Genomic DNA, 26,565 nt, shown 5'->3' on the forward strand with positions numbered 1-26,565 from the left:
CGGCTCGTACCCCCGGCCGCGGAGGCGAACGGGGTCTGGTGGCCCTCCTGGTCTTCAAAACCAGCGGTACGCCAACAGCGTACGGTGGGTTCGATTCCCATCCGCTTCCGCCAATCTTCAGACAATCGCAACCGATGAACCAGTGTTCGCCGATATCCAGGCGACACGTGCGACAAAATTCGCAATACTGCTTCGTCGGAACTGTGGGGGTGCCGGCCCGTTTCCCGCGATCGATCCCGCACGGGTACCCGCGTGAAGAACCGGTCCGCCGCCACCGTCCCGTTCCCGCCGGCCTCGGCCGGCCGTGCGCGCTGAGGCCGGCCATGCTGGACAGACTCGTCACGCTCCTCCCGCCCGGCGCCCGCGAGGCGCTGCGCACCCTCGCGGCGCGCCGGCCGGCGCGTCAGCCGGGGGCCGAGGCCACGATCCTGCCGGGACTCGACACGCGGCCCGCCCCGATGGCGCCGCTGCACCCGCCCGCCGCCATCAACGACAATCCCCTTCAGGCCCTCCACGACGCCGTCGAGCGGGATCTGCGCGCCAGCGGCCACCTGCGCTGATCGCGGGCCGAGGGGCTGAGCAAGGAGCTGGGCGATGGGCTGACCAGAAGCGTGACCGGGGACCCGTCCGTCAGCGCTTGGCCGGCGCGCGGGCCTCGGGAATCGTCCCGGGCGCGATCCAGTGGCAGGCGGTGGTGCCGCGCACGCCGGCACAGTCGTAGCTCTGGCCGCCCAGCGTCACCTTGTCGACGATGCCGGTGAGCTCCGTGCGCGCCAGCGCCGCGCAGCCGAGATGGTCCGCCTTGGGATCGGCCAGATGCGCCGCGGCGGCGGCCGCGCCGTCGCGCATCAGCATGCGGTAATTGGCCAGCGACGGGCAGCCGATCACCGGCGGTCCGGCCCGCCGGTCCGGAACGCTCCTGTCGGATCCGGCCGCGCGGGGCGCGCGGGGGACCTGCTGGGCCTGAACCTGCGCCGCGCCGAGGCCGAGGGCCAGCGCGACGGGGACGGCGTTGGAGAGGAGGCGGCGTGTCATCGGCCGCTCGTAGCACGGCGCGTCCGGGGTTGCGCATCCGCCGCGCAGACCTGCGGCGGGCTCGGGGCTCGCCTGCGGATGTTCAGGCTTGACCGCGGGCCCGCCATTTGCGAGCGCCGCGAAGGAACGGAGGACGGGCCATGACGACGGCAATCGACAGCGACCAGAAGCTGCACTTGGTCTTCGGCGGTGAATTGCAGGATCTCGACGGGGTCCGGTTCCGGGACATCAAGAACCTCGACATCGTCGGCATCTTCCCGGACTACGCCTCCGCCCAGGCCGCGTGGCGGGCCAAGGCCCAGGCCACCGTCGACAGCGCGCAGACGCGCTACTTCGTGGTTCACCTGCACCGGCTGCTGGAGCCGCCGGCCGCCTGAGGGGACCGGGCGCGCGGTCCCGGTCCCGGCCCCGGTCCGGGCCTGGCTCCGGGACCCCGCGCATCCGCGATGAGTGCGCAGGGCGTGCGCGGTGCGTGCGGGGCGGCCGTGAAGGCATTGTGACACTTCCTGCCCGCTGCTAAGAGCCTCGCCCGTCATCGGATCGTTCCGGCTCCCCGGGAGACCGGTCTGAACAAGAGCGGCGGGAGGTCCGGCCGCGAGCGAGCGGCCGCCCATGAAATCCTCGATCAAGATCATCGCCGGGAATGCCAGCCGGCCCCTGGCCGAGGCGATCGCGGCCTATCTCGAACTGCCGCTCGCCAAGTGCATGGTCCGGCGCTTCGCCGACATGGAGATCTTCGTCGAGCTCCAGGAGAACGTGCGCGGCGAGGACGTGTTCATCGTCCAGTCGACCTCGTTCCCGGCGAACGACCACCTGATGGAGCTGCTGATCATGATCGACGCCGCGCGCCGGTCCTCGGCCCGGCGCATCACGGCGGTGATCCCGTATTTCGGCTACGCGCGGCAGGACCGGCGCACCTCCGGCCGCACCCCGATCTCGGCCAAGCTGGTGGCGAACCTGATCACCGAGGCGGGCGCCGACCGCGTCCTGACCCTCGACCTCCACGCCGGCCAGATCCAGGGCTTCTTCGACATCCCCACCGACAACCTGTTCGCCGCCCCCGTGATGGTGCGCGACATCAAGGAGCGGCTGCCGAGCGCCGACCGGATGGTGGTCTCGCCGGACGTCGGCGGCGTGGTCCGGGCCCGGGCCATCGCCAAGCGGATCGACTGCCCGCTGGCCATCGTCGACAAGCGCCGCGAGCGCCCCGGCGAGTCCGAGGTGATGAACATCATCGGCGAGGTCGAGGGCCGCTCCTGCATCCTCGTGGACGACATCGTCGATTCGGGCGGCACCCTGGTCAACGCCGCCGAGGCCCTGCTCAACGCCGGCGCCAAGGACGTCTCGGCCTACATCACCCACGGCGTGCTGTCGGGCGGCGCGGTCTCGCGCATCGCCGCCTCGCGGATGAAGGAGCTGGTGATCACCGACTCGATCCAGCCGACCCAGGCCGTCAAGCTCGCCCGCAACATCCGGGTGGCGACCATCGCGCCGCTGCTCGGCGAGGCGATCGGCCGGACCGCGACGGAATCCAGCGTCTCCAGCCTGTTCGACTGACCGGCCGCCGGGCGGCCCGTCCCCGGACCGCCCGCCCCTACCCGCCCGGCACCCAGCCGCCGCGGTTGCCGGTCTCCGTCCCCGGCGCGGTGAGCACCAGGACCGTGCGGCCCGGCAGCGGCGCGGCGCCCCCGGCCGCGACGGCCGGCGCGCCGGGCGCGCGGGCGCCCGCCGGCTCGCCCGTGTCGAAGACCGGCGTCCACGGGCCGCCGATCACCGGGGCGAGGCGGAAGCTGACGGCCTCCGCCCCGGCATTGAACAGCATCAGCAGGCGGTCGCCCGGATCGCCGTCGTTGCCGATCTGCATGCCGAAGACCTGGAGCCCGTCGTCGGACCAGTGCCGGACCTCCATCTCGATGCCCTCGGGGGAGAGCCAGTGCACGTCGCGCAGGGGCTCGTCGGGGTCGATCAGCGCGCCCGTGAAGAAGCGCCGCCGCCGCAGGGCCGGCTGGTCCCGGCGCAGGGCCAGCAGGTTGGCGACGAAGTCCGTGAGGGCGGGATCCGGATCGACGCTCCAGTCCATCCAGCTCGTCGGGTTGTCCTGGGCGTAGGCATTGTTGTTGCCGCCCTGGCTGCGGGAGCGCTCGTCGCCCATGAGCAGCATCGGGACGCCCTGGGCCAGCATCACGGTGGCCAGCATGTTCCGCTTCTGGCGGGCGCGCAGGGCGAGGATCGCCGCGTCGTCGGTGTCGCCCTCGACGCCGTAGTTGCGGCTGACGTTGTGGTTATGGCCGTCGCGGTTGTCCTCGCCGTTGGCCTCGTTGTGCTTCTCCTCGTACGACACCGTGTCGGCGAGCGTGTAGCCGTCGTGGCTGGCGATGAAGTTGACGCTGGCCAGCGGCGAGCGCCCGGACGGGGCGAACACCTCGCGCGAGCCGGTCAGCCCCTGCGTGACCTTGGCGAGCGTGGCGGAATCGCCCTTCCAGAAGCCCCGGGCGGCGTCGCGGAACTTGTCGTTCCACTCGCTCCAGCCGCGCGGGTAGCCGCCGAGCTGGTAGCCGCCCTCCCCGACATCCCACGGCTCGGCCACCATCTTGACCCGCGCCAGCACCGGGTCCTGCGCCACGGCCTGGAAGAACGCCGCCTGCGGGGTGAAGGCGAAGGGCGCCCGCCCGAGGCTCGAGGCGAGGTCGAAGCGGAAGCCCGCGATGCCGTAGGCGGTGACCCAGTGGCGCAGGGAATCGAGCACGAGCTGCATCACCCGCGGGTGGCTCGCGTCGAAGGTGTTGCCGCAGCCGGTGCAGTCGCGGTTGCGGCGCGGGTCGGCGGGGTCGAGCTTGTAGTAGCTGGCGTTGTCGATGCCGCGGAACGACAGGGTCGGGCCGGTATGGTCGCCCTCGGCGGTGTGGTTGTAGACCACATCGAGCCAGGTCTCGATCCCGGCGGCGTTCAGCTCCCGGATCGCCGCCTTCAGGCCGCCGAGGCCGCCCTCCCCCAGGTAGCGCGGCTCCGGGGCGAAGTAGCCCAGGGGCTGATAGCCCCAGAAATTGACGAGCCCCTTCTCCACCAGAAAGCGGTCGTCCGCGAAGGCCTGGATCGGCAGCAGCTCCAGGGCGGTGACGCCGAGCTTGACGAGGTGCTCGATGATCGCCGGGTGGGCGAGCGCCCCGTAGGTGCCGCGCTCCGCCTCGGGAATGTCGGGATGGGTGCGGGTCAGCGCCTTGACGTGCGCCTCGTACACCACCGTCTCGGCGAGGGGCCGGCGGACCGGGTTGAGGGCGAGGTCGGGCACCTCCGGCGCGGTGACCACGCAGCGCGGCATGTAGACCGCGCTGTCGCGCCGGTCGATCCGGTCCTCGCGCCCGCCCCGCCGGTGCCCGTAGAGCGCGTCGTGCCAGCGGATCTTGCCGCGGATCTCCCGCGCGTAGGGGTCGAGGACGAGCTTCGAGGCGTTGAACCGGTGGCCCGCCGCCGGGTCCCAGGGGCCGTGCACCCGGTAGCCGTAGAGCTGGCCTGGCAGCACGCCGCGCAGGTAGCCGTGCCAGACGTCGTCGGTCCGGCAGGGCAGCCGCACCGTGCGGGTCTCGTGCCGCTCCCCCGGCTCGAACAGGCAGATGTCGACCGCGGTGGCGTGCTCGGAGAACAGGGCGAAGTTGACGCCGCGCCCGTCGAAATGGGCGCCGAGGGGCGCCGGCACCCCGTCGTCGACGGCGATCATGCGGGGCGTCCGGTCACACGGATGGCGGCGGGCGTAAGCAGCGGGCGGCGCCGGCTATTCGGCGGCCGCGGCTGCGGTGGGCGGCTCGCGCTCGATCGTGCGGAAATTCTCGAGCTCCGCCAGGAAGTTGCGCGCCCACCAGTCGACGTCCTCGCGGGTCATGCGCTCGACCATCGGCTTCCAGCGCGCCAGCCGCTCGGCCTTGGGCATGTAGAGCGCGGCCCGGATCGCCTCGGCGACCTCGAACCGGTCGTAGGGGTTGATCAGCAGCGCCTCGGGCAGCTGCCGGGCGGAGCCGGCGAATTTCGACAGGACCAGCACGCCCGGATCGTCCTCGGACTGGGCGACGACGTACTCCTTGGCGACGAGGTTCATGCCGTCGCGCATCGGCGTGACGAGGCCGACCCGGGCGGCCCGGTAGAGGCCGGCCAGCACCGGCCGCGGATAGGCCTTGGTGATGTACTGGATCGGGGTCCAGGCCGGGTCGCCGAGCGAGCCGTTGATCTCGCCGACCTTCTCGTTCACCTCACGGGCGAGCTGCTCGTATTCCGGCACCTCGCTGCGGGATTTCGGCGTGATCTGGATGTAGGTGACGTTGCCGCGCTGGTCGGGATTCGAGGCGAAGAAGCTCTCCACCGCCTCCATCCGCTCGGGTACGCCCTTGGAATAGTCGAGCCGGTCGACGCCGATCAGCAGCTTGCGGGTGCGCAGGCCCGCGATGGTCTCGCGCACGACCTTGTTGGCGCTGGCCTTCTCGGCGGCCTCCTTGAAGCCCGCGACGTCGATGCCGATCGGGAAGGCGCGGATCCGGGTCCGGCGGCCGTCGACCATCAGCGAGCCGCCGCCGAGCGGGATCGCCCGCTGCGTGTCGACGAGGTTCCGCTGCAGGTTCTGGACGTCCGCCTCGGTCTGCAGGCCGATCAGGTCGTAATCGACGATCGCGCGCAGGAGCTCGCCGCTCGCCGGCAGCGAGTTGAACACGTCGGCGGCCGGCCAGGGAATGTGGTGGAAGTAGCCGATCGGGTTGTCGAGCCCGAGGCCGCGCAGTTCGGCCGCCAGCGGCAGCAGGTGGTAATCGTGGACCCAGATGATGTCGTCGGGCTCGACCAGCTTGGCGAGCGCCCGCGCGAAGGTCCGGTTCACGCGGCTGTAGCCGGCATAGTCCGAGCGCGAGAAGGCGCCGAGCCCGAGCCGGTAATGCATGATCGGCCACAGGGCCCGATTCGCGAAGCCGGCGTAGTATTCCAGGTGATCCTGCGGCGAGAGGTCGACGACGGCGTACTGGACCCGGCCCCGGTCGATCAGCGTCGGCTCCTCGGAGGGCTCCTCCGTGATGGTGCCGCTCCAGCCGAACCACAGACCCTCGTAGGCCGTGAAGGCCTCCTTGACCGCGACGGCGAGACCGCCCGCCGCCACCGCCTTGCCGCCCTCTTCCGGGACGGCGACGCGGTTCGATACGATCACAAGGCGTGCCACGCGGGTCGGCTCCGGATCAGGGGCGCGGGCCAGGTCGAGGATCTCGCCGCGCCTGCATCGGGACATCACTACTATGTCAGAACGCGCGGAGTCCCTGCGCGATCCTTTGTCGGTCGTCCGGCAACCCAAGCGTGAAGCCGGGCGCGGGTCAAGTCGAGGCCCTGCCGTTCCGGGACAGGGCGGCCCCTCCGTCCCGGGCGGTCGCCCCGTGCGGGCGTTGTGCGAGCGTTGTGCAAGCGTGGCGGTTCTGGCAGACCTTGCCTGAACGGGGACTGAGCGGTGCCGCGCCGGACCCCGCGCGCACCGGAAGGGTGCAGAGGGACCGGAACCCGCGACAGCCGAGTCGGTTACTCAGCCATCGCGGGGCCCGCGGTCGCCGCGAGCGGCCCCGTCCCCGCGCCGCGAGGAGTGTTTTCGAGATGGCCGGCAACGAGTTACCGCAAGGCACCCCCGCGGACCCGATCGCGGATCCGCACCGCGCGGGGTCGCACGACGCGCCTCACACCGCCGCGGAGGAGCGCGCGCAGTGGCGCGCCCTGCAGGGCGACGTCGAGGGGCTCGCCGACGTGGCGGCCGAGCGCGGACGCGGCCTGCTCGACGCGGCCCGGCTGCAGGCGCAGAGCTACGTCGAGCAGCGCAAGAGCGACGCCGCCCAGTCGGTCCACGACCTGGCGCAGACGATCCGCAATTCTGGCCGCGACCTCGGCGACAAGCCGAATGTCCGCGCCTTCTTCGACAGCGCCGCCGACGGGCTGGAGCAGCTCGGCTCCTCGATCGAGCGCCGCAGCCTCGGCGAGTTCTACAGCGAGGCCGAGTCCTTCGCCCGGCGCGCGCCGGTCGCGGTGGCGGTCGGGACCTTCGTGGCCGGCCTGATCGCCGCCCGCTTCATCAAGTCGTCGAGCCTCCCGCCTGAGGCGCCGGACGGCGACGCCCGCGACAGCTTCCGGGCCTGACGCCATGACCCACGGCTCCGACCCGCGCCAGGCGGGCCCATCCTCGAACCCGTCCACCGGCCCCTCCAGCATCCAGAGCCTGATCGGCGACGCCCTGCGGGAGACCAACGAGCTCGCCCGCAAGGAGATCGCGCTGTTCCGGGCCGAGATGGCCGGCAACGTCCGCCAGCTGATCGTCGGACTCGCCTGCATGGTCGGCTCGGCGGTCTTCGCGGTGGTCGCCCTGCTGGTCCTGATCGGCGCCTTCGTGAAGTGGCTCGCCACCATCGTGGGCTCGGAATGGCTCTCCGCCCTGATCGTCGGCGGCGTGCTGCTGCTCCTCGCCCTCGGGATGGCCCTGTGGGCGCGCAGCGTCCTGTCCCTCTCGACCCTGGCCCCGAAGCGCACCACGCGCCAGGTACGCCAGGATGCCCAGGCCCTCTCGGAGCGCGTGTCCGGATGAGTACGATGAACGACCTCGAGAAGGAGATCGAGGAGAGCCGCGCCCGGCTCGACGACACGATCGACCGGATCCAGGGCCGGCTCTCGGTGCCGAATCTCGTGGACGAGATGCTGGGCAATGCCCGGCGGGTGCCGGCCCTGAACACCACCTACGATTCGGCCCTGGAGGCGGTGCGCCGCAACCCGGTGCCGGTGCTGCTGATCGCGGCGGGCGTCGGCCTGCTGTTCAACCGGATGGCCCGCGACGCCCAGCGCCGCCGCACCGAGGTCTCGGCCGAGCGCGTGCCCACCCTCAACACCGGCGCGGCCCGCGGCTACGATCCCGACCGCCCGACGGTCCGCCCGGCCCGCGATCCGCTGGACACGACCGAGATCTGAGGACCGGATCCGGCCGGATCCGGGACGAGACACCGCGCGCGCCCGGCCGGACGACCGGGCAGACCGGCGCCGAGGGCGGGCCGCCGAGACCGACATTTGAGGACAGCGCCATGACCGACAAGCCGGGTATCCCCTCCAGCACCCCCGAGCAGCTCGCCGCCGCGGCGGGGATGCCGCACGGCGCCGACGACAAGAGCCTGCGCCCGGATCCGGCCGGCTTCGGCGACCCGGGCGCGCCCGGCACGGCCGCGGGCGACTTCACCATCCGGCCCGATCCGCGCGGCCTGCACGACCCGCTCCGGCCCGGCGCGGCGACGGGCTCGCACGACGCGTCCGCGCACGACGCCGCCCATTATGCTGCCCATGACGCTGCCCATGACGCCGCTTCGGCCGCGAAGGACGGCATCCGGGCGGCGGGCGACCGGGCCACGGAGTTCGCCGGACAGGCGCGGCGCACCGTGTCGGGCCTCGCCGACGACATCAACGACCGCCTCGGCGGGGCGGCCGATCAGGCGCGCGACCGCGCCGCCGCGGCCTACGACGATGCCCGGGAGCGGGCCGGCGCCCTCCATCGCCGCAACATGCGGGCCCTGGACGACCTGACCAACCAGGGGATCGAGGGGATCAACCGCGGCCGCACCGCGGTCGAGCGCTTCGTGGACGACAACCCGCTGCTCGTCGGCGTGGTCGGCGTGGCCGCGGGCCTGCTGCTCGGCGCGCTGCTGCCGCGCACCCGCCAGGAGGACCGGAGCATCGGTCCCTGGGCCGACGAGGTTCGCGACCAGGGTCTGCGCTACGCCCGTGAGGTGACCAATATCGGCCGCGAGTTCGTCCAGACCGCCCTCGATCCGGACAACCTCAACGCCGCCGCCCGCAAGGTGGTCGATCCGGATGGCCACACCCCGCCCGAGGGCGAGCGGACGCAGCACAATCTCTGATCCGTGGCCGAGGCCCCTCCGTGGGGGCCTCGGCGCCGTCATCCCGGGCGAGGCGACGTGCCCCGGAGTTGCGCGACGCTGAGCAGCGTGGCGCCGCCTGGATTGCTTCGCTCCGCTCGCAACGACGCGGTGGCCGGATCCTCGCTCCCGTCGACCCTTCTGACGGGACTGCGCGTCAGTCCCGATACAGCCCCGCATGCGCCTCGCGGAGCAGGTTCTTCTGGACCTTGCCCATGGTGTTGCGCGGCAGCTCGTCCACGAACAGGACGCGCTTGGGGCATTTGAACTTGGCGAGCCGGCCCTCCAGGGCGGCCTGCACGCCGGTTTCGTCGGGGCAGCCGGCGCCGCCCACCACCACGGCGGTGACGGCCTCGCCGAAATCCGGGTGCGGCAGGCCGATCACGGCGGATTCCACCACGCCCGGCAGGGCGTCGATCTCGGTCTCGACCTCCTTCGGGTAGACGTTGAAGCCCCCCGAGATGATCAGGTCCTTGCCGCGCCCGACGATGTGGACGTAGCCCCGGCCGTCGACCTTGCCGAGGTCGCCGGTGATGAAGAACCCGTCGGCCCGGAACTCGGCGGCGGTCTTCTCGGGCATGCGCCAGTAGCCCTGGAACACGTTCGGGCCCTTCACCTCGATCATGCCGACCGCGTCGGGCCCGAGGGCCGCGCCGGTCTCGGGGTCGACCACCCGCAGGGACACGCCCGGCAGGGGGAAGCCCACCGTGCCGGCGACCCGGTCCCCCGCGTAGGGGTTCGAGGTGCTCATGTTGGTCTCGGTCATGCCGTAGCGCTCGAGGATGGCGTGGCCGGTGCGGGCCTGCCACTCGCGGTGCGTCTCGGCGAGCAGCGGCGCCGAGCCCGACACGAACAGGCGCATGCCCTTGGCCGCCTCCGGCGATAGTCCCGGCTCCTTGAGGAGCCGGGTGTAGAAGGTCGGCACGCCCATCAGGGCGGTCGCCCGCGGCATCAGGCTCAGGATCAGCTTCGGGTCGAGCCGGGGCAGGAACAGCATGGAGCCGCCGCTCGCCAGCACCGTGTTGGTCGCCACGAACAGGCCGTGGGTGTGGAACACCGGCAGGGCGTGGATCAGCACGTCGTCGGCGGTGAAGCGCCAGTACTCGACCAGCGTCCGGGCATTCGACGCGAGGTTGTCGTGGGTCAGCATGGCGCCCTTGGAGCGCCCGGTCGTGCCCGAGGTGTAGAGGATCGCCGCGAGATCCTCCGGACCCCGGGTCAGGTCGGCGAAATCGTGCCCCGCCGTCGCCGCCCGGTCAGCGGCCTCCGCGGCGCTGCCGCCGCCCGCCCCGTCGAGGGTCCAGACCTGCCGGACGCCGGCGGCGGCCTCGGCGAGCGCGTCGCGCCGGCCCGGGTCGCAGACGAACACGGTCGGCTCGGCGTCGCCCAGGAAGTAGCCGATCTCCGCCGGGGTGTAGGCGGTGTTGAGCGGCAGGAACACGGCGCCGGCCCGGACCGCGCCGAGATACAGGAAGATCACCTCGGGGCTCTTCTCGACCTGCACGGCCACCCGGTCGCCGGGCGCGACGCCCGCCGCCCGCAGGGCCGCCGCGTAGGCGCCGGAGCGGGCGATCAGGTCCGCGTACGCGTAGCGGCGCCCGTCCGGCGTCTCGATCACGGTCTTGACGGGATCGGCGGCACCGTCCCGCACCAGGGAGAAGAGGTGGTTCGTCATCGTGAGGCTGGGCTATCACGGGCTATGGGTCGCGCGCACCCATAACCGCCCGGAGGCCCCCTCGGCGAGCCCTTTCCGGCGGCGCGTCGTCCGCGCGGTCCGGTGAGTCGCGACGCCTACGCCTCGGCGAGCACCACGGCCCGGGGCGGCGGCAGCTTGGCGCGCAGCTCCCGGGTCACCGCCGGGGCCGCCACCACGGTGCCGAGATTGGCGTAGGTCTCGTGGTTCCGCTCGATGGCGGCGAGGTCGTAGAGGTAGTTGACCATCAGCCCGTGGGACTGCGCCAGCCCCTTCTTGGAGGTGTCGCCCAGGAAGTTGATCCGGTCGAGGCGCGCGCCGTTGCCGAGATGGAACCGGGCCACCGGGTCGAGGGGGCGCCCGCGCTCGTTCTTGGCGCGCAGGAAATAGGCGGCCGCGGCCGGGATCAGCGCCCGGCGCACCGTCTCGGCCCGGGCCTTGTCGGCCGACCAGGCCGGGTCGTCCAGCGCCCGCAGGGTCTCGACATCCTCGGGCAGCAGGCCCTGGGGGCTGTCGGCCCGGCGCTCCCGCGCCAGCCACGCGGCGAAGCCCGGCACCGGCGAGAGCGTCACGAAGGTCTTGAGCGTGGGGACCTCGCGGGTCAGGTCCTCGACCACCTGCTTGATCAGGAAGTTGCCGAAGGTCACGCCGGCGAGGCCCTTCTGGCAGTTCGAGATCGAGTAGAACACCGCCGTGGTGGCGGCCTGCGGCTGCAGCGGCTTGCGCTCCTGCGACAGGATCGGCGCGATCGCCGCGGCGATCTCTCCGGTGAGCGCCACCTCCACGAAGATCAGCGGCTCGTCGGCGAGCGCCGGGTGGAAGAACGCGAAGCAGCGCCGGTCCGGCGGCTCGATGCGGGCGCGCAGGTCGTCCCAGCCGGAGATGGCGTGCACCGCCTCGTAGCGGATGATCTTCTCCAGGATGTGCGCCGGCGTCGTCCAGTCGATGTGCCGCAGCACCAGGAAGCCGCGGTTGAACCACGAGGCGAACAGGTGCTCGAAGTCGCAGTCGAGGCTGTCGACGGCGTCCATCAGGGCGGGATCGGCCGCGTCGCCGGCGCGCAGCGCCCGGCGCAGGTCGAACAGGTCCTCGCGCATCCGCACGAGGCTGAGCGTGCCGCCGCGGGCGAGGTTGAGCCGGCGGATCAGCTCCTGGCTGCGCGGCTCGGCGGCCTCGTGCAGGCTGCCGAGCCGGGCGCGGGAGGGGGCGGCGCGGTAGGCGGCGATCGCCTCGTCGACGGCGGCGTGGTCCGCGTCGAAGTCGAGGGCGATGGCCCGCAGGAAGGCGTGGCGCTCCGCCTGGCCGAAGCTCGCGTAGCGGTCGAGGATCAGGCGGGCCAGCGCCACCCCGGAGGCCTCGCCGCGTCGGGAGATCAGGTCCTCGCAGAGCTTCACGAGGTCGCCGGCGCTCGCCCGGGACCCCATGTCGCCGCGCCCGATCCCGATCAGGTCGCGGCCGCGCTCGCTGATGGTCTGAAGCAGGTCGCCGAAGAAGGAGATCGCCGCCATGACCTTCGCACTGACTCCCGTCGACCCGGATTCGAGACGTGTCCGGTCCCGCGACGCCGGCTCGCCGGTCGGGCGCGGACGGAACCGGACCGGGACGCCGGCGGGCGTCCCGGTCCGCCCGCCATTCTACGGCGCCGCGGCCGCCGCGACCAGAGCTTGACCGGTCGCCGACGCGGGGATCCCAGAGTGCGGGAGCGGCACGAAGATCGTGTGACGGGTGGGGCCGCGCGACGGGTCCGGCCGGGCGGTCGTCAGAGCCGCTCGGCCACGGTGGCGAGGTCCGCCCGCTCGCGCCAGTCGCCGACGCCGTGCTGGCGGGCAAAGCGCAGCTCCGCGGCGCGGCGGGCGCGCTCGGGGTCGCGGGCCCGCGCGATCGCGACCGTGCCGATCGTGAACGGCACCCCGAGGATCTCCTTGGCGAAGTCGACGCGGTAGTTCGGCATCCCGTACTCCCTGCTGCGGCGGCCCCGGCGCCGTCCGTACGGAACGAAACCGCCCTCTCGTTCGTAGTCCGGTCCGAAAACCCCGCGAGGCTCGGCGCCCGGCGCATCGGTCGCGGCGCCCGCCGGCATGCGGGCGGCGCCGGCTGCGTCTGATGCATATGGTGCGCCGCCGGCTCCGGTGAAGGGGCCCCGAGCGTCCCGGCAGGGATGCATCGCCGCAGCTTGCCCGGCGGCGCGCTCCGCCCGTATCGCTCGCCGCTCCGATCGCCCTCCCCACACGGACCCGACCATGGTTCTCCCGCGGCGGCCCACCCGCCTGCCCCCGACCCGGCCGTGACCGCACCCCTCGACGCGAAGGCCCGGCTCGGCCTGACGCTGATCGCCGGCGGGGCCGTGGCCAACATCTACTACAACCAGCCGCTGCTCGGCCTGATCGTGGCCGAGTTCGGCGACCGCGCCGCCCTGTGGGTGCCGACCACGGCCCTGGTCGGCTACGGGCTCGGCATCGTCGGGCTCGTGCCGCTCGGCGACGCCCTGCCGCGCCGCGCCCTGATCGTGGGGCAGTGCCTCGGCCTCGCCCTGGCCCTGCTCGCCGTGGGCCTCGCGCCGAACCTCGCCTGCCTCGCGCTCGCCCATCTGGTGGTCGGCGTGCTGTCCTGCGCGGCCCAGCAGGCGGTCCCGTTCGCGGCCGAGCTCGCCCCGGACGCGAGCCGCGGGCGGATCGTCGGCCAGGTCATGACCGGGCTCCTCACCGGCATCCTGCTCGCCCGCACGGCGAGCGGCTTCCTGGGGGCGCATCTCGGCTGGCGGCCGGTCTTCCTGGTCGCGTCCGTGCTGGCGCTCGCCATGGCGGGCATCGCGCGGGCCACCCTGCCCCACACGGTGCAGACGCACCCGCTGCGCTACCGCGCCCTGATGCTGTCGATCCTCCACCTCGCCCGCACCCAGCCGGTCCTGCGCACGGCGAGCCTGTCGCAGGCGCTGCTGTTCGCGGGCTTCAACGCCTTCTGGGCGACCCTGGCCCTGCTGGTCGAGGGGCCGCCCTTCGGCCTCACCGCGGCCGGGGCCGGGCTGTTCGGGGTGATCGGCGTCTGCGGCGCCTTCGTGGCGCCGATCTCGGGCCGCTTCACCGACCGGCGGGGGGCGAAGCCCGTCGTCCTCGGCGGCAGCCTGCTGGTCGCCCTGTCCTTCGTCGTGCTCTGGGCGGGGGGCACGTGGTCGCTCGCCGCGGTGGCGCTCGGCGTGCTGCTCATCGACATCGGCATGAACGGCGCGCTCATCGCCAACCAGACCCGCGCCTACGCGCTGGTCCCGGGCGCGCGCGGCCGCATCAACACCGTGCTGTTCACCACCCTGTTCGTGTTCGGGGCGCTCGGCGCCTATGCCGGCTCGCAGGCCTTCCTGCTCGTGGGATGGCCGGGCGTCTGCGCGGTCGGCCTCGCCTTCTCGGCGCTGGCCGTCATCGTGGCGGCCCGCGACCCGCACCCGCCGGGGGCGCGGCCTACCTGAGCACCCGCGACAGCCGGCACCAGCCCGCCCTGTCGGGCGGCAGGCCGAAGCGCAGGCGCTCGGGGCGCCCGGCGAAGCGCCGCACCGCGATCCCGGACGCCGCCAGCCGCCGGTAGAGGTCCGGCCCGTCGGGGAAGTCGGCGGTCCGGAACAGGCAGGTGCCGCCGACGACTCGGCCGCCGCCCCGGGCGATCAACCGGTCGAGGCGGCCCGCGTCCGCCGCGCGGTCCCGGGCGGCCTCAGCGCGCCAGCCCGCGTCCGACAGGGCCGCGCGCCCGATCGCCAGGGCCGGGCCCGACACCGCCCAGGGGCCCAGCGCCGCGGCGATCCGGGCCGCCGTGCCGGGCTCGGCGACCGCGAAGCCGAGGCGCAGGCCGGCGAGCCCGTAGGTCTTGCCGAAGGAGCGCAGGACCACCGTGCCCGGCACCAAGTCCGGTGCGGCGACGTGCGGGCACAGGCTCTCCACCGGCTCCAGGTCGGCGAAGGCCTCGTCGGCGACGAGCAGGCCGCCGCGCCGACCGAGCGCCGCGGCGAGCGCCCGGCGCTCGGCCAGGGGATGGGTCCGCCCGTCCGGGTTGTTGGGATCGACGATCACCGCCACCCGGGCCTCGCCGAGGGCGTCGACGCTCGGAACCTCCGCCACCGCGTGCCCGGCCCGCGCCCAGGCGGCGGCGTGCTCGGCGTAGGTCGGCCCGACCACCGCGACCCGGGTCGGGGCCAGGAGCCGGGGCAGGGTCTCGATCAGGATCTGCGTGCCGGGCGCGGGCACGACGTGGTCGGCGTCCGGCGCGCCGTAGGCCGCGGCGGCGGCCTCCCGGAGTGCCCGAACCTCCGCGGCCTCGGGCAGCCGCGCCCAGGCGCTGGCCTCCAGGGCGGGCACGGGATAGGGGACCGGGTTGATCCCCGTCGAGAGGTCGAGCCAGGGCTCCGGCGCGTCGGGAAAGGCTTGTCGGAGTCCGCCGAGATCGCCGCCATGCGCGATCGGGGCGGCCTCACGCGCGGGAACGCTCCACACCGAATGGTCCATCTGCCCGGTACGTTCGCCGACACGCTCGCCGTCCTCGCCGTCGCCCTCGGGATCGAGGCGGCGGCCGGCTATCCCGACGCGCTCTACAGGGCGGCCGGTCACCCTGTCACCTGGATCGGCCGGCTGATCGCCGTCCTGGAGCGCGGTCTCAACCGCGGCTCGCCGCGCCGGCGGCGGATCGCCGGCTGCGCCGCGCTGGCGCTGCTCCTCGCCGCGGTGGGCTCGGCCGCCCTCGCCGTCGCGGCGCTGGCGGGGCTCGCCGGCCCCCTCCCCGCCCTGCTCCTCCTCGGCCTGCTCAGCGCGAGCCTGCCGGCGCAGCGCAGCCTGCACCAGCACGTCGCCGCCGTGGAGACGGCCCTGCGCGCGGGCGGCCTGGAGGCCGGGCGCCGGGCCGTGGCGATGATCGTGGGGCGCGACCCCGACCGCCTCGACGAGGCGGCGGTCTGCCGCGCCGCGATCGAGAGCCTGGCGGAGAACTTCTCCGACGGGATCGTGGCGCCGGCCGTCTGGATCGGCTGCCTCGGCCTGCCGGGGGGCGCCCTCTACAAGGCGATCAACACCGCCGACAGCATGATCGGCCACCGCAGCCCGCGCTACGCGGCCTTCGGCTGGGCGGCGGCCCGGCTCGACGACGGCGTGAACCTCCCGGCCTCCCGGCTCGCGGGCCTGCTGATCGCCGGGGCGGCCGCCCTGCGCGGCGCCGACGCGCGCGGGGCGCTCCGGGCCATGGCCCGGGACGCGCGCCGGCACCGCTCGCCGAATGCCGGCTGGCCCGAATCCGCCATGGCCGGGGCGCTCGGCCTGCGGCTCGCGGGGCCGCGGGTCTACGACGGGACCCTCGTCCCGGACGCCCATATGGGCGACGGCCGGGACGCGGCCACGGCCGACGACATCGCCCGGGCCCTGACCCTCTACCGGACGGCCTGCTGGCTCCAGGGCGGGCTCGTGCTGGCGCTCCTCGGGCTCTGCCTGTCGCTCACGGGCTGAGCCACGCCGTCTTCGCGAGCGGAGCGAAGCAATCCAGCCGCGCCACGCGGACGGGGCGCCCGCTGCCCTGGCTGGCTCCGCGCCGCTCGCCGAGACGGAGCGCCGTTCGATCGGGCCTTGGCACGGTCCGCGCACCGGACGCATCGTGGCCGGACGGGACTGGATGAGGGAGACGCCGATGCGCGCCGTGTTCGTGGATGCCAGCGAGACCCTGGCGGCGGTGGCCCGGCGGCTGCTGCGGCCCGACGACCCGCCCTTCGCGATCCACGCGGATCCCGGCATCGCGCCGCAGGATCTGCCCGCCATCCTCGACGGCGCCGAGACCGCGGTGATCGACCACACCGCCCTCCCCCTCGACGTGGCCCGGGCCTGCGCGGGCCTGAAGCACGTCGTGTTCCTCGGCACCGGCGCCCGCAGCTACATGGACCCGGAGGCGCTCCGGGACGCGCTCGGCGTCAGCGTTCACACCATCAAGGGCTACGGCGACACGGCGGTCGCCGAGTGCGCCTTCGCGCTGATGTGGGCCGCCGCCCGCGGCCTGCCCGAGATGGACCGGGCGATGCGCGCCGGATCCTGGCTGCGCACGGAGGGCATCCAGCTCACCGGCAAGACCGTCGGCCTCGTCGGGTTCGGCGGGATCGCCGCCGAGATGGCGCGGCTGTGCCGGGGCGCGGGCATGCGGGTGCTCGCCTGGAACCGGACTCCGAAGACCCATCCCGGCGTCGACTTCGTCCCGCTCGAGCACCTGCTCGCGGAGAGCGACGTGGTCTCGCTCCACCTGCTCCTGACCGACGCGACGCGCGGGTTCCTGTCGGCCGCGCGGATCGCCGCGATGAAGCCCGGCGCGATGCTGATCAACACCGCCCGCGGGGCGGTGGTGGACGAGGCCGCCCTGGTCGAGGCCCTGCGCGCCGGCCACGTGGCGCGGGCCGGGCTCGACGTGTTCACGGTCGAGCCCCTGCCGGCGGATCACCCGCTGGCGAGCCTGCCCACCGTCACCCTGTCGGCGCACTCGGCGTTCCGCACGCCCGAGGCCAGCGACAACCTGATCGGCGCCGCCCTCGACCATTGCCGGCGGATCGCGGCGGGCTGACGGACGCGCGGCGGGGACGCCGCGGTCGCGTCAGTGCTCGGTGCCCTGCATGTTCGGGCGCGGCTCGCCGCCGTGGTGGTGGATCACGCTGGAGCGCTCCGGGCTGCCCTTCGCGTCGGCGACCTGCTTCCGGGCCGCGGCGGCCAGGAACCAGATGCCGCCGAGCGTCCCGAAGGCGAGGATCATGAGCGGAAATCCCTGACTCATCGCGGTGCCCTCCTCGACGATGGCCCGCGGGCTTGCGGGTCTGCATCATCTTGCCGGACGAGCCGGCCTGAGGAAGGATAACGCACGAATCCGTGCCGTGTTCAGGCCGGTCTCGCGGCCGTCGGCACCGCCCGCCGCGCCGCGTCGCGGCGCAGGGCGGAGAGCACCACGAACATGAGTCCGGCGCCCAGGGCCAGGCAGGCGGCCAGGAACAGCATCGGCACGAGGTCGCTCCGGGTCTGATCGCGGATGAACGGCACGGCGTTCTGGGCGACGAAGCCGCCGAGATTGCCGACCGAGTTGATCGCCGCGATCCCGGCGGCCGCCGAGGCGCCGCGCAGGAACGTCCCGGGCATCGACCAGAAGACCGGCTGGGCCGCGAAGGTCCCGGCCGCGGCCACGCACAGGCAGGCGAACTTCACGGCATTGCCCGGCAGGACGACGCTGAGGGCCAGGCCCGCCGCCCCGACCAGCGCCGGCCCGACCACGTGCCAGGTCAGCGCGTTGCCCTGCGCCCCCGTGCGGGCGGCGTGGCGCGGCACCCACCACAGGGCGAAGGCCGTGGCGAGCCACGGGATGATGTTGAGGAAGCCGTTGGTGAGGTTCGAGACGCCGAAGCCCTTGACCACGGTCGGCAGCCAGTAGCCGAGGCCGTAGGCGGCGAGCGGCAGGGAGACGTAGACCCCGGCGAGCATCAGCACCCGCCGGTCGAGGAGCGCCGCGAACGGGTTGCCGTGGTCGACGTGGCCGCCGTCCTCGCGCTCGGCCCGGAGCGTGCGGGCGAGCCAGTCGCGCTGGGCCTGCGACAGCCAGGGCGCGGTCTCGGGGCCGTCCGGGAGGACGAACAGCACCACCGCGGCCATGAGGATCGCCGGCGCGCCGGTGGCCAGGAACACCCACTGCCAGCCCTGGAGGCCGAGGAGCCCGTCGAGGCCGAGCAGCGCGCCGCCGACCGCCGCGCCGACCGCGTTGGCGATCGCGCTCGCGATCATGAACCAGCCGACCATCCGCGCCCGGTGCGCTTGCGGGAACCACAGGGTCAGGGCGAACAGCACGCCGGGGAAGAAGCCCGCCTCGGCGACGCCGAGCAGGAAGCGCAGCACGTAGAACATCGCCGTGCCCTGGGTGAAGCCCAGCAGGACGGTGACGATCCCCCAGGTGATCATGATCCGGGCGAACCAGATCCGCGCGCCGACCCGCTCCAGGAAGACGTTGGCCGGCACCTCGAACAGGAAGTAGCCGAGGAAGAACAGCGAGGCCCCGAGCCCGTAGGCGGTCTCGGAGAGGCCGAGGCTGCCGACCATCTCCAGCTTGGCGTAGGAGACGTTCTGCCGGTCGATATAGGCGATCAGGTAGAGCAGGCCGAGGAGCGGCATGAGCCGCAGGGTCACGGTCCGGACGGTGCTCGCGGCGAGATCCTCCCCGGCGGGGGACGGCGTGGGCGGCATGGGGCGTTCCTCCGGGCGGTGCGGCCCTTCGTGGCGGGGCCGGCATTACACAGAGTAATCCCTGGCTCAGGCGCCGCCTACCGGGCAAGCGCCAGGAGCCGGTCGCAGTCGACATGGGCCGCGATGTGTCGCGCGAGGCCGTCGAGGGCCGCCTCGACCCCGGCCTCGTAGCCGGCGCCCGCCGAGACGGTGCCGAGGCGCGCGAGCCACGCCGCCCGCTGGGCGTCGTCGGCGAACAGGCCGTGGACGTAGGTCCCGGCCACGCGCCCGTCCGCCGAGACCGCCCCGTCCGGGCGCCCGTCGGCGAGGCGCAGCAGCGGCCGGTCCGCGTCGGGCCCCGCGGTCGTGCCGATATGCATCTCGTAGCCGGAGAACGGAACGCCGTCGGGCAGGCTCGTGCCGGTGACGGCGGCGAGGCGCTTCTCCGGCGACATCACGGTGTCGACGTCGAGGAGCCCGAGGCCCGGCACGGTGCGCGGCGCCCCCTCGATCCCGTGCGGATCGGCGAGGCTTCTTCCGAGCATCTGGTAGCCGCCGCACAGGCCGAGCACCCGGCCGCCCCGGCGGACATGGGCGCGCAGGTCGACGTCCCAGCCCTCGCGGCGGAAAGCCTCCAGGTCGTCGATCGTCGTCTTGGAGCCCGGCAGCAGCACGAGGGCGGCCCCGGCGGGGATCGGCGTGCCGGGCCGGACCAGGACCACGGAGATGCCGGGCTCGGCCCGCAGGGGGTCGAGATCGTCGAAATTGGCGATGCGCGGGAGCACCGGCACCGCCACCGTGAGGGCTCCGGGCCCGCGCGCGTCGGAGCCCGCCAGTCCCAGCACGTCCTCGGCCGGCAGGCGCGCCGCGTCGGGGAAGTGCGGCACGAGGCCGAGCGCCGCCCAGCCGGTCCGCTCGGCGATCAGCCGCATGCCGTCGGCGAACAGGCTCGGATCGCCCCGGAACCGGTTGACGAGGAAGCCGGCGATCAGCGCGGCGTCCTCCGGGTCGATCACCGCCCGCGTGCCGACGAGGCTCGCGATCACGCCGCCCCGGTCGATGTCGCCGACCAGCACCACCGGCGTGTCGGTGGCCCGGGCGAAGCCCATATTGGCGATGTCGCCCGCGCGCAGGTTGACCTCGGAGGCCGAGCCCGCGCCCTCGACGAGGACGAGGTCGGCCTCCTCCGCGAGGCGCGCGAAGCTGTCGAGGACGGCGGACATCAGCCGGGGCTTCCAGGCCTGGTAGTCGCGCGCCTTCACGGTGGCGACCATCCGGCCCTGCACCACAACCTGGGAGCCGACCTCGCTCTGCGGCTTCAGCAGGACCGGGTTCATGTGCACGGAGGGCGCCACCTGGGCGGCGCGGGCCTGGAGCGCCTGCGCCCGGCCGATCTCGCCGCCGTCGGCGGTGACGGCGGCGTTGTTCGACATGTTCTGCGGCTTGAACGGCCGGACCCTCAGGCCCCGCTCGGTGAAGGCGCGCGCCAGCCCCGCCACGATCAGCGACTTCCCGACATCGGAGCCGGTGCCCTGGATCATCAGGGCCTTCTTGGGCGCCTTCGCGCGCGGCGGGCTCAGAACTCGATCCCTTCCTGCGCCTTCACGCCGGCGGCGAAGTGGTGCTTGACGCTGCCCATCTCGGTGACGAGGTCGGCGGCCTCGACCAGGGCCGGCTTGGCGTTGCGGCCGGTGACCACGACGTGCAGGTCCGGCCGGCGCGCGCGCAGGGCGGCCAGCACCGCGTCGAGGTCGAGGTAGTCGTAGCGCAGCGCGATGTTGAGCTCGTCGAGGACGAGCAGGCGGATCGTGGGATCGGCCATCAGCGCGGCGGCGACGTCCCAGGCGTGGCGGCAGGCGGCGATGTCCCGGGCCTTGTCCTGGGTCTCCCAGGTGAACCCCTCCCCGAGGGTGTGCCACGCGACCCGGTCGCCGAAGGCCGCCACGGCGTGGCGCTCGCCCGTGTCCCAGCCGCCCTTGATGAACTGCACCATGCCGACCCGCCAGCCGCGGCCGAGCGCCCGCAGCATCAGCCCCAGGGCCGCGGTGCTCTTGCCCTTGCCGGGGCCGGTATGGACGAGGAGGAGGCCCTTCTCGAGGGTCTTGGCGGCCACCTCGGCGTCCTGGACGGCCTTGCGCTTCTCCATCTTCTCCCGGTGGCGCGCGGCGTCGTCGGTCATGCGGAGGCTCCTGTCGGGGGGGCTTGTGTCTGCGGGGCCGGCGGCTTCACGACCAGCGGCAGGCCGGCCACGGTGAGCACGACCCGGTCGGCCCGCGCGGCGAGCTGCTGGTGGAGGCGGCCGGCGGCGTCGCGGAAGCGCCGGGCGAGGGCGTTGTCGGGGACGATCCCGAGCCCGACCTCGTTGCCGACCAGCACGAGCGGGCCCGGGGCGCCGGCGCAGGCGGCGAGGAGCCGCGCCGTCGCCTGAGCCACGTCGGCCTCCGCCAGGATCAGGTTGGTGAGCCAGAGCGTGAGGCAGTCGACCAGGACCGGTCCATCGGCCTCGGCGACCGCCTCCGGCAGGGCGAGCGGCACGTCGCGGGTGCGCCAGGCGCCGCCGCGCCGCGCGCGGTGCTGGGCGATGCGGTCGACCATCTCGTCGTCGAAGGCCTGGGCGGTGGCGAGATAGAGCCACGGGCCGGGACAGGTCTCGATCAGCCCCTCCGCGTAGGCGCTCTTGCCGGACCGCGCCCCGCCGAGGACGAGGGTCATGCGAGGAGTGGGCTGGGGCATGGCTCTCCATCGCCCCAACCCGGCGCGCGGTCAAACGCAGGACCGACAGATCCAGGACCCGCAAACTCGGGACCTGTGGCACCTGTGCCGCGCCTGGACGGTTGCCGGGCGTCTCCGGTCCGATTATAGAACCCCGGCCCAGCCAGAGCGCCCTTCGTCTAGCGGTCCAGGACGTCGCCCTTTCACGGCGAAAACACGGGTTCGATTCCCGTAGGGCGCGCCAGGGTTTTCAAGCACTTAGCTTGTGTTGGCCGCGGGCATGTCCAACGAATGTCCCGTAAACGCACCTATACAGTGGCGGACTCTGTCGCCCGCACCGGGGACGCGAGCGGCGGCTGTGATGGCGGACATGAACCGGCAACGCCCGCCACCTATTGCCGAGCTTGCTGGCAGCTTAAGCCCCGCTCGCGCACCCGTCTTCCTCAGTCCGAACCAAGCTGAACGGCGGGCGTGGATGCCAAGGGGGGGCGCGAGCCGCTACCCCCCTGGCGGAAGGGGTGTCATTCAAACCCCCAATCAGACCGTTATGAGCGGCGGGCTCGTACCGTCCGATGATGGACTGGACGGACCACCATTGCCGACTGTCAGGCGCATAGCGAGCCCTCCTCGGCCAACGCGCAAGGGCGGACGACAAGATGAGCGCCGAGCGCGAAGCGGCATTCGATAAGAGCCTCAGGCACGAGAGCCCGCGCCGCCAACCGGTCGGTTCCACACACAGCGGTGAAGGCCGCGTTCAGCACTTCCATCGCCGCGGCGATTGACGTTCTTGCCTGCTTCCTGATCTCATCCAAGGTTCGCCGTAAGCGGGCAATTTCCATGGCAGGATCAGCGGCTTGGCGCGCCCCCTTTTTGATCCTGCCCACCCGGCGACCATCCTTGGCCGCCAGCCGGACATGCTGAGGCGCTAGAGCCATGATTAGCCCTCCCGCCAATCGCCGTTGACCGCCGCTAACTCGACAGCCGCGCGGGTGGACGGGGCAGCGGCAGGTGCGCACTCAAAGCGCCTGCCGCTGCCGCTCGGCGGGTTCAGGATGCCGTTGTCCCGGCACCATCCCCGGCGGGATTGCTCGACAGCGAGCGCAACCCTCAGCGGCTTGTCCGTCGCACCGAGGACGTCCGGTTCAATCAGCGCCTCGCCATACTTCCACGGCGAGCCAATCGGCGTAGGCCCTCAGCAGGGCCGGCGTCTTGGGAAGGGCTGCTGCAGACGGAGCCCCGATGAGCGTCACGCCGCCCCCGACCAGGGGAAGCGAAACGAGGCCGCGGAGGAAGCCGCGACGGGATCCGGGGGCGCTCATCGGAACGTCGCCTCCGCTTCTTCCGTCATCTCAAGGATCTCGACCAGATGCGCAGCGTGGAAGCTGGCGGTGTCAGCGAGGATGCGGATGCACCGCAGGCTCACGCCTTTGTCGCTCTCAACGAGCAGGTCGATCGCCTCCACGACACCGAGCACGAAGCGAAGGTGCCGCCCGGAGCTGAGATTGAGTTCCTTCTTCTTGATCACGGGCGCGCGCCCTCGGTGGAAAGCACGGCGACCACGAGGGTGCGGATATCGCGATGACGGGTTGGCAGCGGCTCGCCACGTCCGGCCTGGACGGCACGGGACACGGGACCGCCGCTGGCGATGATTGCGGGGGCTGGCTGCGCGGCCTCACGCCCTACGAATTCTTCTGCCACACTGGACGAGAGAGCCCGAACGCTTCAGGCTCGATCCGTTACACCACATGCCGGGACCGAACAGCTAGGCCCTGAGGAAGCTCGCGATAGCTTCGGCGATGTCCTTGGCATGCGTCTCCAGGGCGAAATGCCCCGTGTCGAAGAAACGGACCTGGGCGTCCGGGATGTCGCGCCGGAACGCTTCCGCGCCGGCCGGCAGGAAGAACGGGTCGTTCCGGCCCCAGGTCGCCAGCAGCCGCGGCCGGTGCGTGCGGAAATAGGCTTGGAAGTCGGGGTAGAGCGCCACGTTGCTGGCGTAGTCGCCGAACAGGTCGAGCTGGATTTCGTCGACCCCAGGCCGCTGGATGTACCACGCGTCCAACGCGCTGCCGTCCGGCGAGACCGAAGACGGGTCCGGCACGCCGTGCTCGTACTGCCAGCGGATCGAGGTGGGGGTGAGCAGCTCGCGCAAGGCCTGCCGGTTGGCGTCGCTCCGGTCGCGCCAGTAGCGCTGGATCGGGTTCCAGCCCTCGCTGAGTCCTTCCTCGTAGGCGTTGCCGTTCTGCGAGACGATGGCGGTCACCCGCTCGGGATGTGCCATGGCCAGGCGGAAGCCGGTGGGCGCGCCGTAATCGAAGACGTAGAGCGCGTAGGTCTTCAGCCCGATCACCTCTGTGAAGCGCCCGACGACCTTCGCGAGGGCGTCGAAGGTGTAGGCGAAGACGTCGCGCGGCTTCACCTCAGACAGGCCGAAGCCCGGCAGGTCGGGGGCGACGAGGTGGAAGCGGTCCGCGAGCAGCGGGATCAGGTCGCGGAACATGTGGCCGGACGAGGGGAAGCCGTGCAGCAGCAGGAGCGCCGGCTTCGTCGGATCGCCAGCTTCCCGGTAGAAGACCTTATGTTCGTCGACGTCGACGGTGCGATAGGCAGTCTCGGTCATCGTTTGCCCTCCGGTCCGGCCGGCGCAGCCCCTGCTGCGCGCCGTCGGTGACGCTTGAATACCGACTTGCTCACCGTGGGATAATCAGGCTTATCCGAGAGTGATCGTTGCCGAAAACGAGAGGGTGGCATGGACCGGCTGGAGGCCATGAGCCTGTTGGTCGCCGCGGTGGAGACCGGAAGCCTGTCGGCAGCCGGGCGGAGACTCGGCATCCCCCTGCCCAGCGTGAGCCGCAAAATCGCGGACCTGGAAGCCTATCTCGGTGCCCGGCTCATCGTGCGCACCACTCGCAAGCTCACCCCGACCGACGCGGGGGTCGCTTACATCGAGGCGTGCCGACGCCTGCTCGGCGAGGTCGAGGAGACCGAGCGGGCGGTGAAGGGCGAGTTCACCGAGCCACGGGGCGCGTTGACGATAACGGCCCCGCTGGTCTTCGGGCGGCTCCACGTCCTGCCGGTGGTCTCGGCGTTCCTGTCCCGGTTCCCGGACATAACCGTGCGCCTCGTCCTCACCGACCGGGCCCTGGACCTCGTGGAGGACCACGTGGACATCGCGGTCCGCATCTCGCACCTCCCGGACAGCGCCCTGGTGACGGCGCGGCTGGGCACGGTCACGCGCGTGGTCTGCGGCAGTCCCGACTTCCTCTCCGCCCACGGAACGCCCCGGACCCTTTCAGACCTCGCCGAGATCCCGTGCGTGACCTTCAGCGACCTGGCCGCCGGCCCGGCCTGGCACTTCGCCACGCCCGATAGGCAGGCCGTCCAGGTGGTCCGGGTACGCTCCCGCCTCCAGGTCAACACGGCCGAGGCGGCGCTCGACGCAGCGGCGGCCGGCGTCGGGCTCACGCAGGTCCTGTCGTACCAGGCGGCACCCCTCGTCGCCGCCGGTCGACAGGTCCTCGTGCTGCGGTCGTTCGAGCTCGACCCGGTCCCGGTCAGCGTGGTCCATGTCGGGCACGGACGCCTTCCGCTCAAGCTTCGGGCGTTCCTCGACTTCGCGACGCCGCGCATCCGCGCGTCCCTGGGTGCCGTCATTCCACCCGTCTGAAGGCCGGCGCACCCGTCGGCTTGGGACGACCGTCCGCCGGGTGAGGAAAGGCCGGCCACGTCAGGGAGGCCGGGCCACCCATCTCTCGGAATCCGTAAGGCTGAGTTTCTAAAACTCTGTGTTCTCGCGAGTGCCGAGAGAGTTCATCGTGATCCCACTGTCCGGTCCCGAGCCTGAGAGCCGCGGCACGATCGGGGGATCGCGGCGATGGCGCGTACACCTCTCCCCGACATGCGCGCCATCCGCGGTCGCGAGGCGAGCCATCCGGACGTTCCCCGGCCCGCACGGACGCGAGTGGAGCGATGAGACAGGACACGGCATTCCGAGAGGGGCGTGCCCAAGCGACGCGCCGGAGCATTCTCGCCGGCAGCGTCATGGCGGCAGGCTTAGGCCCGGTCGGTACCGACGCGGCGGAAACGCGGCCCGCCGGGGTCGTAGAAGTCCGCCACGGCACGGTCCGGGCCGACGGCGTGGACGTCTTCTATCGCGAGGCCGGCCGGCCCGATGCCCCTGTGTTCCTGCTGCTGCACGGCTTCGCGAATTCGTCCTTCTACTTCCGCCATCTCCTGCCGAGGCTCGCGGACCGGTTTCGCCTGATCGCGCCGGATCTCCCGTCCTTCGGCTTCACGGTGGTCCCGGACGAGCGCGGCTACGTCTACGACTTCGCGTCGCTGTCGCGAACGATCGAGGCCTTCGTCGACGTCCTCGGCCTCCGGCGCTACCTCCTCTACACGTTCGACTACGGGGCTCCGGTGGGGTGGGATCTGGCGCTCGCGCATCCCGACCGCATCGCCGGCATCGTGTCCCAGAACGGCAACGCCTACCTGGAGGGTCTCGGCGAGGCGGCCTGGGCGCCTCTCAGGGCCTATTGGGCGAAGCCGAACGAGGCCGCCGTGGAGTCCATCCGCGCCCGCATGACCCTCGACGGCGTCAAGGCACCCTACTTCCACGGGGTGCCCGACCCGTCCGTCATCGAGCCCGAGGCGTACACGCTCGACGCCGCCATCCTGGCCCGGCCAGGCAACGCGGACCGCCAAGTCACGCTCAAGCTCGACTACAAGCGCAACTTGGAACGCTACCCGCTGGTCCAGGCCTTCTTCCGCGAGCGCCGCCCGAAGCTCCTCGCGATATGGGGCCGCAACGACCCGTTCTTCGTCCCGCCGGGAGCCGAGGCGTTCAAACGCGACATCCCGGACGCACGGGTGCGCTTCCTGGACACCGGCCACTTTGCCCTGGAAACGAACGTGGATGACATCGCCCGGGAGATCCGGGCCTACTTCTGAACCGCCGGCGCGCCGGGCCATCCTCGCGGACCCGGCACACCGTGGGGTGGTTCGGAGA

Annotated in this window: 27 protein-coding genes, 2 tRNA genes and 1 pseudogene; 15 read left to right on the forward strand and 15 right to left on the reverse strand. The window is 72.7% G+C overall.

Translation table 11 applies throughout. The features are described from left to right. The first annotated feature begins 20 nt into the window (after positions 1 to 20). Together ACLBXO_RS15255 and ACLBXO_RS15260 are read left to right on the forward strand one after the other, a co-directional pair. Positions 21 to 113 (forward strand) — tRNA-Sec (locus tag ACLBXO_RS15255). 210 nt (positions 114 to 323) lie between these two features. Then, the gene (locus ACLBXO_RS15260; protein WP_331318925.1) at positions 324 to 560 is read left to right on the forward strand and encodes a hypothetical protein; all 237 of its coding nucleotides are present in this window, start codon (positions 324 to 326) and stop codon (positions 558 to 560) included. 70 nt (positions 561 to 630) lie between these two features. Here ACLBXO_RS15260 and ACLBXO_RS15265 read toward each other — a convergent pair whose 3' ends face one another. Continuing rightward, positions 631 to 1,035 carry a hypothetical protein gene (locus ACLBXO_RS15265; protein WP_447685854.1) on the reverse strand — a complete coding sequence of 135 codons (405 nt, stop codon included), beginning with the start codon at positions 1,033 to 1,035 and terminating at the stop codon, positions 631 to 633. Between the two features lie 140 nt (positions 1,036 to 1,175). On the opposite strand from ACLBXO_RS15265, the gene ACLBXO_RS15270 reads away from it, so the two are divergent. Then, entirely contained in the window at positions 1,176 to 1,412 is a 237-nt protein-coding gene (locus ACLBXO_RS15270; RefSeq protein WP_331318928.1) for a DUF4170 domain-containing protein, read from the forward strand. A 235-nt stretch (positions 1,413 to 1,647) separates the two neighbouring features. After that, positions 1,648 to 2,592, forward strand: a complete 945-nt coding sequence (locus tag ACLBXO_RS15275) for a ribose-phosphate pyrophosphokinase (RefSeq protein ID WP_012318471.1) — start codon at positions 1,648 to 1,650, stop codon at positions 2,590 to 2,592. Positions 2,593 to 2,629: 37 nt separating this feature from the next. Here ACLBXO_RS15275 and glgX read toward each other — a convergent pair whose 3' ends face one another. Both glgX and ACLBXO_RS15285 read right to left on the reverse strand, forming a co-directional pair. Continuing rightward, positions 2,630 to 4,750, reverse strand: coding sequence for a glycogen debranching protein GlgX (gene glgX / locus ACLBXO_RS15280; protein ID WP_447685855.1), 2,121 nt, complete (start codon positions 4,748 to 4,750; stop codon positions 2,630 to 2,632). A gap of 54 nt (positions 4,751 to 4,804) precedes the next feature. Further along, on the reverse strand, positions 4,805 to 6,226 hold the full coding sequence (locus ACLBXO_RS15285; RefSeq protein WP_331318930.1) for an alpha,alpha-trehalose-phosphate synthase (UDP-forming): 1,422 nt from the start codon (positions 6,224 to 6,226) through the stop codon (positions 4,805 to 4,807). A gap of 419 nt (positions 6,227 to 6,645) precedes the next feature. Here ACLBXO_RS15285 and ACLBXO_RS15290 point away from each other — a divergent pair, with 419 nt between their 5' ends. The 4 genes from ACLBXO_RS15290 (at position 6,646) to ACLBXO_RS15305 (ending at position 8,936) form a co-directional block, all read left to right on the forward strand. Next, positions 6,646 to 7,179: a hypothetical protein gene (locus ACLBXO_RS15290; protein ID WP_331318931.1), complete on the forward strand. Its 534-nt coding sequence runs from the start codon at positions 6,646 to 6,648 to the stop codon at positions 7,177 to 7,179. Between the two features lie 4 nt (positions 7,180 to 7,183). Next, the gene (locus ACLBXO_RS15295; protein ID WP_331318933.1) at positions 7,184 to 7,621 is read left to right on the forward strand and encodes a phage holin family protein; all 438 of its coding nucleotides are present in this window, start codon (positions 7,184 to 7,186) and stop codon (positions 7,619 to 7,621) included. A gap of 5 nt (positions 7,622 to 7,626) precedes the next feature. After that, positions 7,627 to 7,998, forward strand: a complete 372-nt coding sequence (locus tag ACLBXO_RS15300) for a DUF3618 domain-containing protein (RefSeq protein ID WP_020095580.1) — start codon at positions 7,627 to 7,629, stop codon at positions 7,996 to 7,998. Between the two features lie 110 nt (positions 7,999 to 8,108). Further along, complete coding sequence (locus ACLBXO_RS15305) at positions 8,109 to 8,936, forward strand: hypothetical protein (protein WP_447685856.1); 828 nt, start codon at positions 8,109 to 8,111, stop codon at positions 8,934 to 8,936. 175 nt (positions 8,937 to 9,111) lie between these two features. On the opposite strand, the gene ACLBXO_RS15310 is transcribed toward ACLBXO_RS15305, so the two are convergent. From ACLBXO_RS15310 to ACLBXO_RS15320, 3 genes are all read right to left on the reverse strand, one after another. Continuing rightward, entirely contained in the window at positions 9,112 to 10,629 is a 1,518-nt protein-coding gene (locus ACLBXO_RS15310; protein ID WP_447685857.1) for a malonate--CoA ligase, read from the reverse strand. Positions 10,630 to 10,745: 116 nt separating this feature from the next. Beyond that, positions 10,746 to 12,155 (reverse strand): malonyl-CoA decarboxylase, encoded by a 1,410-nt coding sequence (locus ACLBXO_RS15315; protein ID WP_447685858.1) that lies wholly within the window; start codon positions 12,153 to 12,155, stop codon positions 10,746 to 10,748. A 251-nt stretch (positions 12,156 to 12,406) separates the two neighbouring features. Then, positions 12,407 to 12,598, reverse strand: a complete 192-nt coding sequence (locus ACLBXO_RS15320; RefSeq protein WP_331318939.1) for a hypothetical protein — start codon at positions 12,596 to 12,598, stop codon at positions 12,407 to 12,409. A 333-nt stretch (positions 12,599 to 12,931) separates the two neighbouring features. Here ACLBXO_RS15320 and ACLBXO_RS15325 point away from each other — a divergent pair, with 333 nt between their 5' ends. Next, positions 12,932 to 14,107, forward strand: a complete 1,176-nt coding sequence (locus ACLBXO_RS15325) for an MFS transporter (RefSeq protein WP_331318941.1) — start codon at positions 12,932 to 12,934, stop codon at positions 14,105 to 14,107. On the opposite strand, the gene cobD is transcribed toward ACLBXO_RS15325, so the two are convergent. Beyond that, entirely contained in the window at positions 14,100 to 15,134 is a 1,035-nt protein-coding gene (cobD, locus tag ACLBXO_RS15330) for a threonine-phosphate decarboxylase CobD (protein ID WP_447685859.1), read from the reverse strand. The two genes, ACLBXO_RS15325 and cobD, sit on opposite strands and share 8 nt — an antisense overlap. On the opposite strand from cobD, the gene cbiB reads away from it, so the two are divergent. After that, positions 15,126 to 16,121 carry an adenosylcobinamide-phosphate synthase CbiB gene (cbiB, locus tag ACLBXO_RS15335; RefSeq protein ID WP_447685860.1) on the forward strand — a complete coding sequence of 332 codons (996 nt, stop codon included), beginning with the start codon at positions 15,126 to 15,128 and terminating at the stop codon, positions 16,119 to 16,121. The two genes, cobD and cbiB, sit on opposite strands and share 9 nt — an antisense overlap. Positions 16,122 to 16,299: 178 nt before the next feature. Then, positions 16,300 to 17,214, forward strand: a complete 915-nt coding sequence (locus ACLBXO_RS15340; RefSeq protein ID WP_447685861.1) for an NAD(P)-dependent oxidoreductase — start codon at positions 16,300 to 16,302, stop codon at positions 17,212 to 17,214. 30 nt (positions 17,215 to 17,244) lie between these two features. On the opposite strand, the gene ACLBXO_RS15345 is transcribed toward ACLBXO_RS15340, so the two are convergent. The 5 genes from ACLBXO_RS15345 to cobU form a co-directional block, all read right to left on the reverse strand. Next, positions 17,245 to 17,421 (reverse strand): hypothetical protein, encoded by a 177-nt coding sequence (locus ACLBXO_RS15345; protein WP_010687019.1) that lies wholly within the window; start codon positions 17,419 to 17,421, stop codon positions 17,245 to 17,247. A 101-nt stretch (positions 17,422 to 17,522) separates the two neighbouring features. Further along, positions 17,523 to 18,869, reverse strand: coding sequence for an MFS transporter (locus tag ACLBXO_RS15350; protein ID WP_331318988.1), 1,347 nt, complete (start codon positions 18,867 to 18,869; stop codon positions 17,523 to 17,525). A 77-nt stretch (positions 18,870 to 18,946) separates the two neighbouring features. Further along, complete coding sequence (locus ACLBXO_RS15355; RefSeq protein ID WP_447685862.1) at positions 18,947 to 20,389, reverse strand: cobyric acid synthase; 1,443 nt, start codon at positions 20,387 to 20,389, stop codon at positions 18,947 to 18,949. Positions 20,390 to 20,424: 35 nt separating this feature from the next. Beyond that, the gene (cobO, locus tag ACLBXO_RS15360; RefSeq protein ID WP_447685863.1) at positions 20,425 to 21,027 is read right to left on the reverse strand and encodes a cob(I)yrinic acid a,c-diamide adenosyltransferase; all 603 of its coding nucleotides are present in this window, start codon (positions 21,025 to 21,027) and stop codon (positions 20,425 to 20,427) included. Next, a complete protein-coding gene (cobU, locus tag ACLBXO_RS15365) occupies positions 21,024 to 21,581 on the reverse strand; it encodes a bifunctional adenosylcobinamide kinase/adenosylcobinamide-phosphate guanylyltransferase (RefSeq protein ID WP_331318991.1) in 558 nt (185 codons plus the stop codon). The genes cobO and cobU overlap by 4 nt, the downstream gene beginning before the upstream one ends. Positions 21,582 to 21,728: 147 nt before the next feature. Between cobU and ACLBXO_RS15370 the strand changes: the two genes are divergently transcribed. Next, a tRNA-Glu gene (locus ACLBXO_RS15370) sits at positions 21,729 to 21,804 on the forward strand. Positions 21,805 to 22,165: 361 nt separating this feature from the next. On the opposite strand, the gene ACLBXO_RS15375 is transcribed toward ACLBXO_RS15370, so the two are convergent. Beyond that, the gene (locus ACLBXO_RS15375; RefSeq protein ID WP_447685864.1) at positions 22,166 to 22,444 is read right to left on the reverse strand and encodes a hypothetical protein; all 279 of its coding nucleotides are present in this window, start codon (positions 22,442 to 22,444) and stop codon (positions 22,166 to 22,168) included. A gap of 431 nt (positions 22,445 to 22,875) precedes the next feature. Next, positions 22,876 to 23,085: a hypothetical protein gene (locus ACLBXO_RS15380; protein WP_447685865.1), complete on the reverse strand. Its 210-nt coding sequence runs from the start codon at positions 23,083 to 23,085 to the stop codon at positions 22,876 to 22,878. 137 nt (positions 23,086 to 23,222) lie between these two features. Between ACLBXO_RS15380 and ACLBXO_RS15385 the strand changes: the two are divergent. Then, positions 23,223 to 23,326, forward strand: a pseudogene (locus ACLBXO_RS15385) (IS481 family transposase); the annotation flags it as partial. Here the strand turns inward: ACLBXO_RS15385 and ACLBXO_RS15390 are convergent. Then, on the reverse strand, positions 23,323 to 24,177 hold the full coding sequence (locus tag ACLBXO_RS15390; protein WP_447685866.1) for an alpha/beta fold hydrolase: 855 nt from the start codon (positions 24,175 to 24,177) through the stop codon (positions 23,323 to 23,325). The pseudogene ACLBXO_RS15385 and the gene ACLBXO_RS15390 sit on opposite strands and share 4 nt — an antisense overlap. Before the next feature lie 129 nt (positions 24,178 to 24,306). On the opposite strand from ACLBXO_RS15390, the gene ACLBXO_RS15395 reads away from it, so the two are divergent. Then, entirely contained in the window at positions 24,307 to 25,224 is a 918-nt protein-coding gene (locus tag ACLBXO_RS15395) for a LysR family transcriptional regulator (RefSeq protein ID WP_447685867.1), read from the forward strand. 302 nt (positions 25,225 to 25,526) lie between these two features. Then, positions 25,527 to 26,507 (forward strand): alpha/beta fold hydrolase, encoded by a 981-nt coding sequence (locus tag ACLBXO_RS15400; RefSeq protein ID WP_447685868.1) that lies wholly within the window; start codon positions 25,527 to 25,529, stop codon positions 26,505 to 26,507. The last annotated feature ends 58 nt before the right edge of the window (positions 26,508 to 26,565 follow it).

It is taken from the genome of Methylobacterium sp. C33D (genome assembly GCF_053345825.1).

Coding starts and splice junctions, on each gene's coding strand:
- ACLBXO_RS15260 (WP_331318925.1), top strand. CDS start 324: ATGCTGGACAGACTCGTCACGCTCCTCCCGCCCGGCGCCCGCGAGGCG.
- ACLBXO_RS15265 (WP_447685854.1), bottom strand. CDS start 1,035: ATGACACGCCGCCTCCTCTCCAACGCCGTCCCCGTCGCGCTGGCCCTC.
- ACLBXO_RS15270 (WP_331318928.1), top strand. CDS start 1,176: ATGACGACGGCAATCGACAGCGACCAGAAGCTGCACTTGGTCTTCGGC.
- ACLBXO_RS15275 (WP_012318471.1), top strand. CDS start 1,648: ATGAAATCCTCGATCAAGATCATCGCCGGGAATGCCAGCCGGCCCCTG.
- glgX (WP_447685855.1), bottom strand. CDS start 4,750: ATGATCGCCGTCGACGACGGGGTGCCGGCGCCCCTCGGCGCCCATTTC.
- ACLBXO_RS15290 (WP_331318931.1), top strand. CDS start 6,646: ATGGCCGGCAACGAGTTACCGCAAGGCACCCCCGCGGACCCGATCGCG.
- ACLBXO_RS15295 (WP_331318933.1), top strand. CDS start 7,184: ATGACCCACGGCTCCGACCCGCGCCAGGCGGGCCCATCCTCGAACCCG.
- ACLBXO_RS15300 (WP_020095580.1), top strand. CDS start 7,627: ATGAACGACCTCGAGAAGGAGATCGAGGAGAGCCGCGCCCGGCTCGAC.
- ACLBXO_RS15305 (WP_447685856.1), top strand. CDS start 8,109: ATGACCGACAAGCCGGGTATCCCCTCCAGCACCCCCGAGCAGCTCGCC.
- ACLBXO_RS15310 (WP_447685857.1), bottom strand. CDS start 10,629: ATGACGAACCACCTCTTCTCCCTGGTGCGGGACGGTGCCGCCGATCCC.
- ACLBXO_RS15315 (WP_447685858.1), bottom strand. CDS start 12,155: ATGGCGGCGATCTCCTTCTTCGGCGACCTGCTTCAGACCATCAGCGAG.
- ACLBXO_RS15320 (WP_331318939.1), bottom strand. CDS start 12,598: ATGCCGAACTACCGCGTCGACTTCGCCAAGGAGATCCTCGGGGTGCCG.
- cbiB (WP_447685860.1), top strand. CDS start 15,126: ATGGTCCATCTGCCCGGTACGTTCGCCGACACGCTCGCCGTCCTCGCC.
- cobD (WP_447685859.1), bottom strand. CDS start 15,134: ATGGACCATTCGGTGTGGAGCGTTCCCGCGCGTGAGGCCGCCCCGATC.
- ACLBXO_RS15340 (WP_447685861.1), top strand. CDS start 16,300: ATGCGCGCCGTGTTCGTGGATGCCAGCGAGACCCTGGCGGCGGTGGCC.
- ACLBXO_RS15345 (WP_010687019.1), bottom strand. CDS start 17,421: ATGAGTCAGGGATTTCCGCTCATGATCCTCGCCTTCGGGACGCTCGGC.
- ACLBXO_RS15350 (WP_331318988.1), bottom strand. CDS start 18,869: ATGCCGCCCACGCCGTCCCCCGCCGGGGAGGATCTCGCCGCGAGCACC.
- ACLBXO_RS15355 (WP_447685862.1), bottom strand. CDS start 20,389: ATGATCCAGGGCACCGGCTCCGATGTCGGGAAGTCGCTGATCGTGGCG.
- cobO (WP_447685863.1), bottom strand. CDS start 21,027: ATGACCGACGACGCCGCGCGCCACCGGGAGAAGATGGAGAAGCGCAAG.
- cobU (WP_331318991.1), bottom strand. CDS start 21,581: ATGCCCCAGCCCACTCCTCGCATGACCCTCGTCCTCGGCGGGGCGCGG.
- ACLBXO_RS15390 (WP_447685866.1), bottom strand. CDS start 24,177: ATGACCGAGACTGCCTATCGCACCGTCGACGTCGACGAACATAAGGTC.
- ACLBXO_RS15395 (WP_447685867.1), top strand. CDS start 24,307: ATGGACCGGCTGGAGGCCATGAGCCTGTTGGTCGCCGCGGTGGAGACC.
- ACLBXO_RS15400 (WP_447685868.1), top strand. CDS start 25,527: ATGAGACAGGACACGGCATTCCGAGAGGGGCGTGCCCAAGCGACGCGC.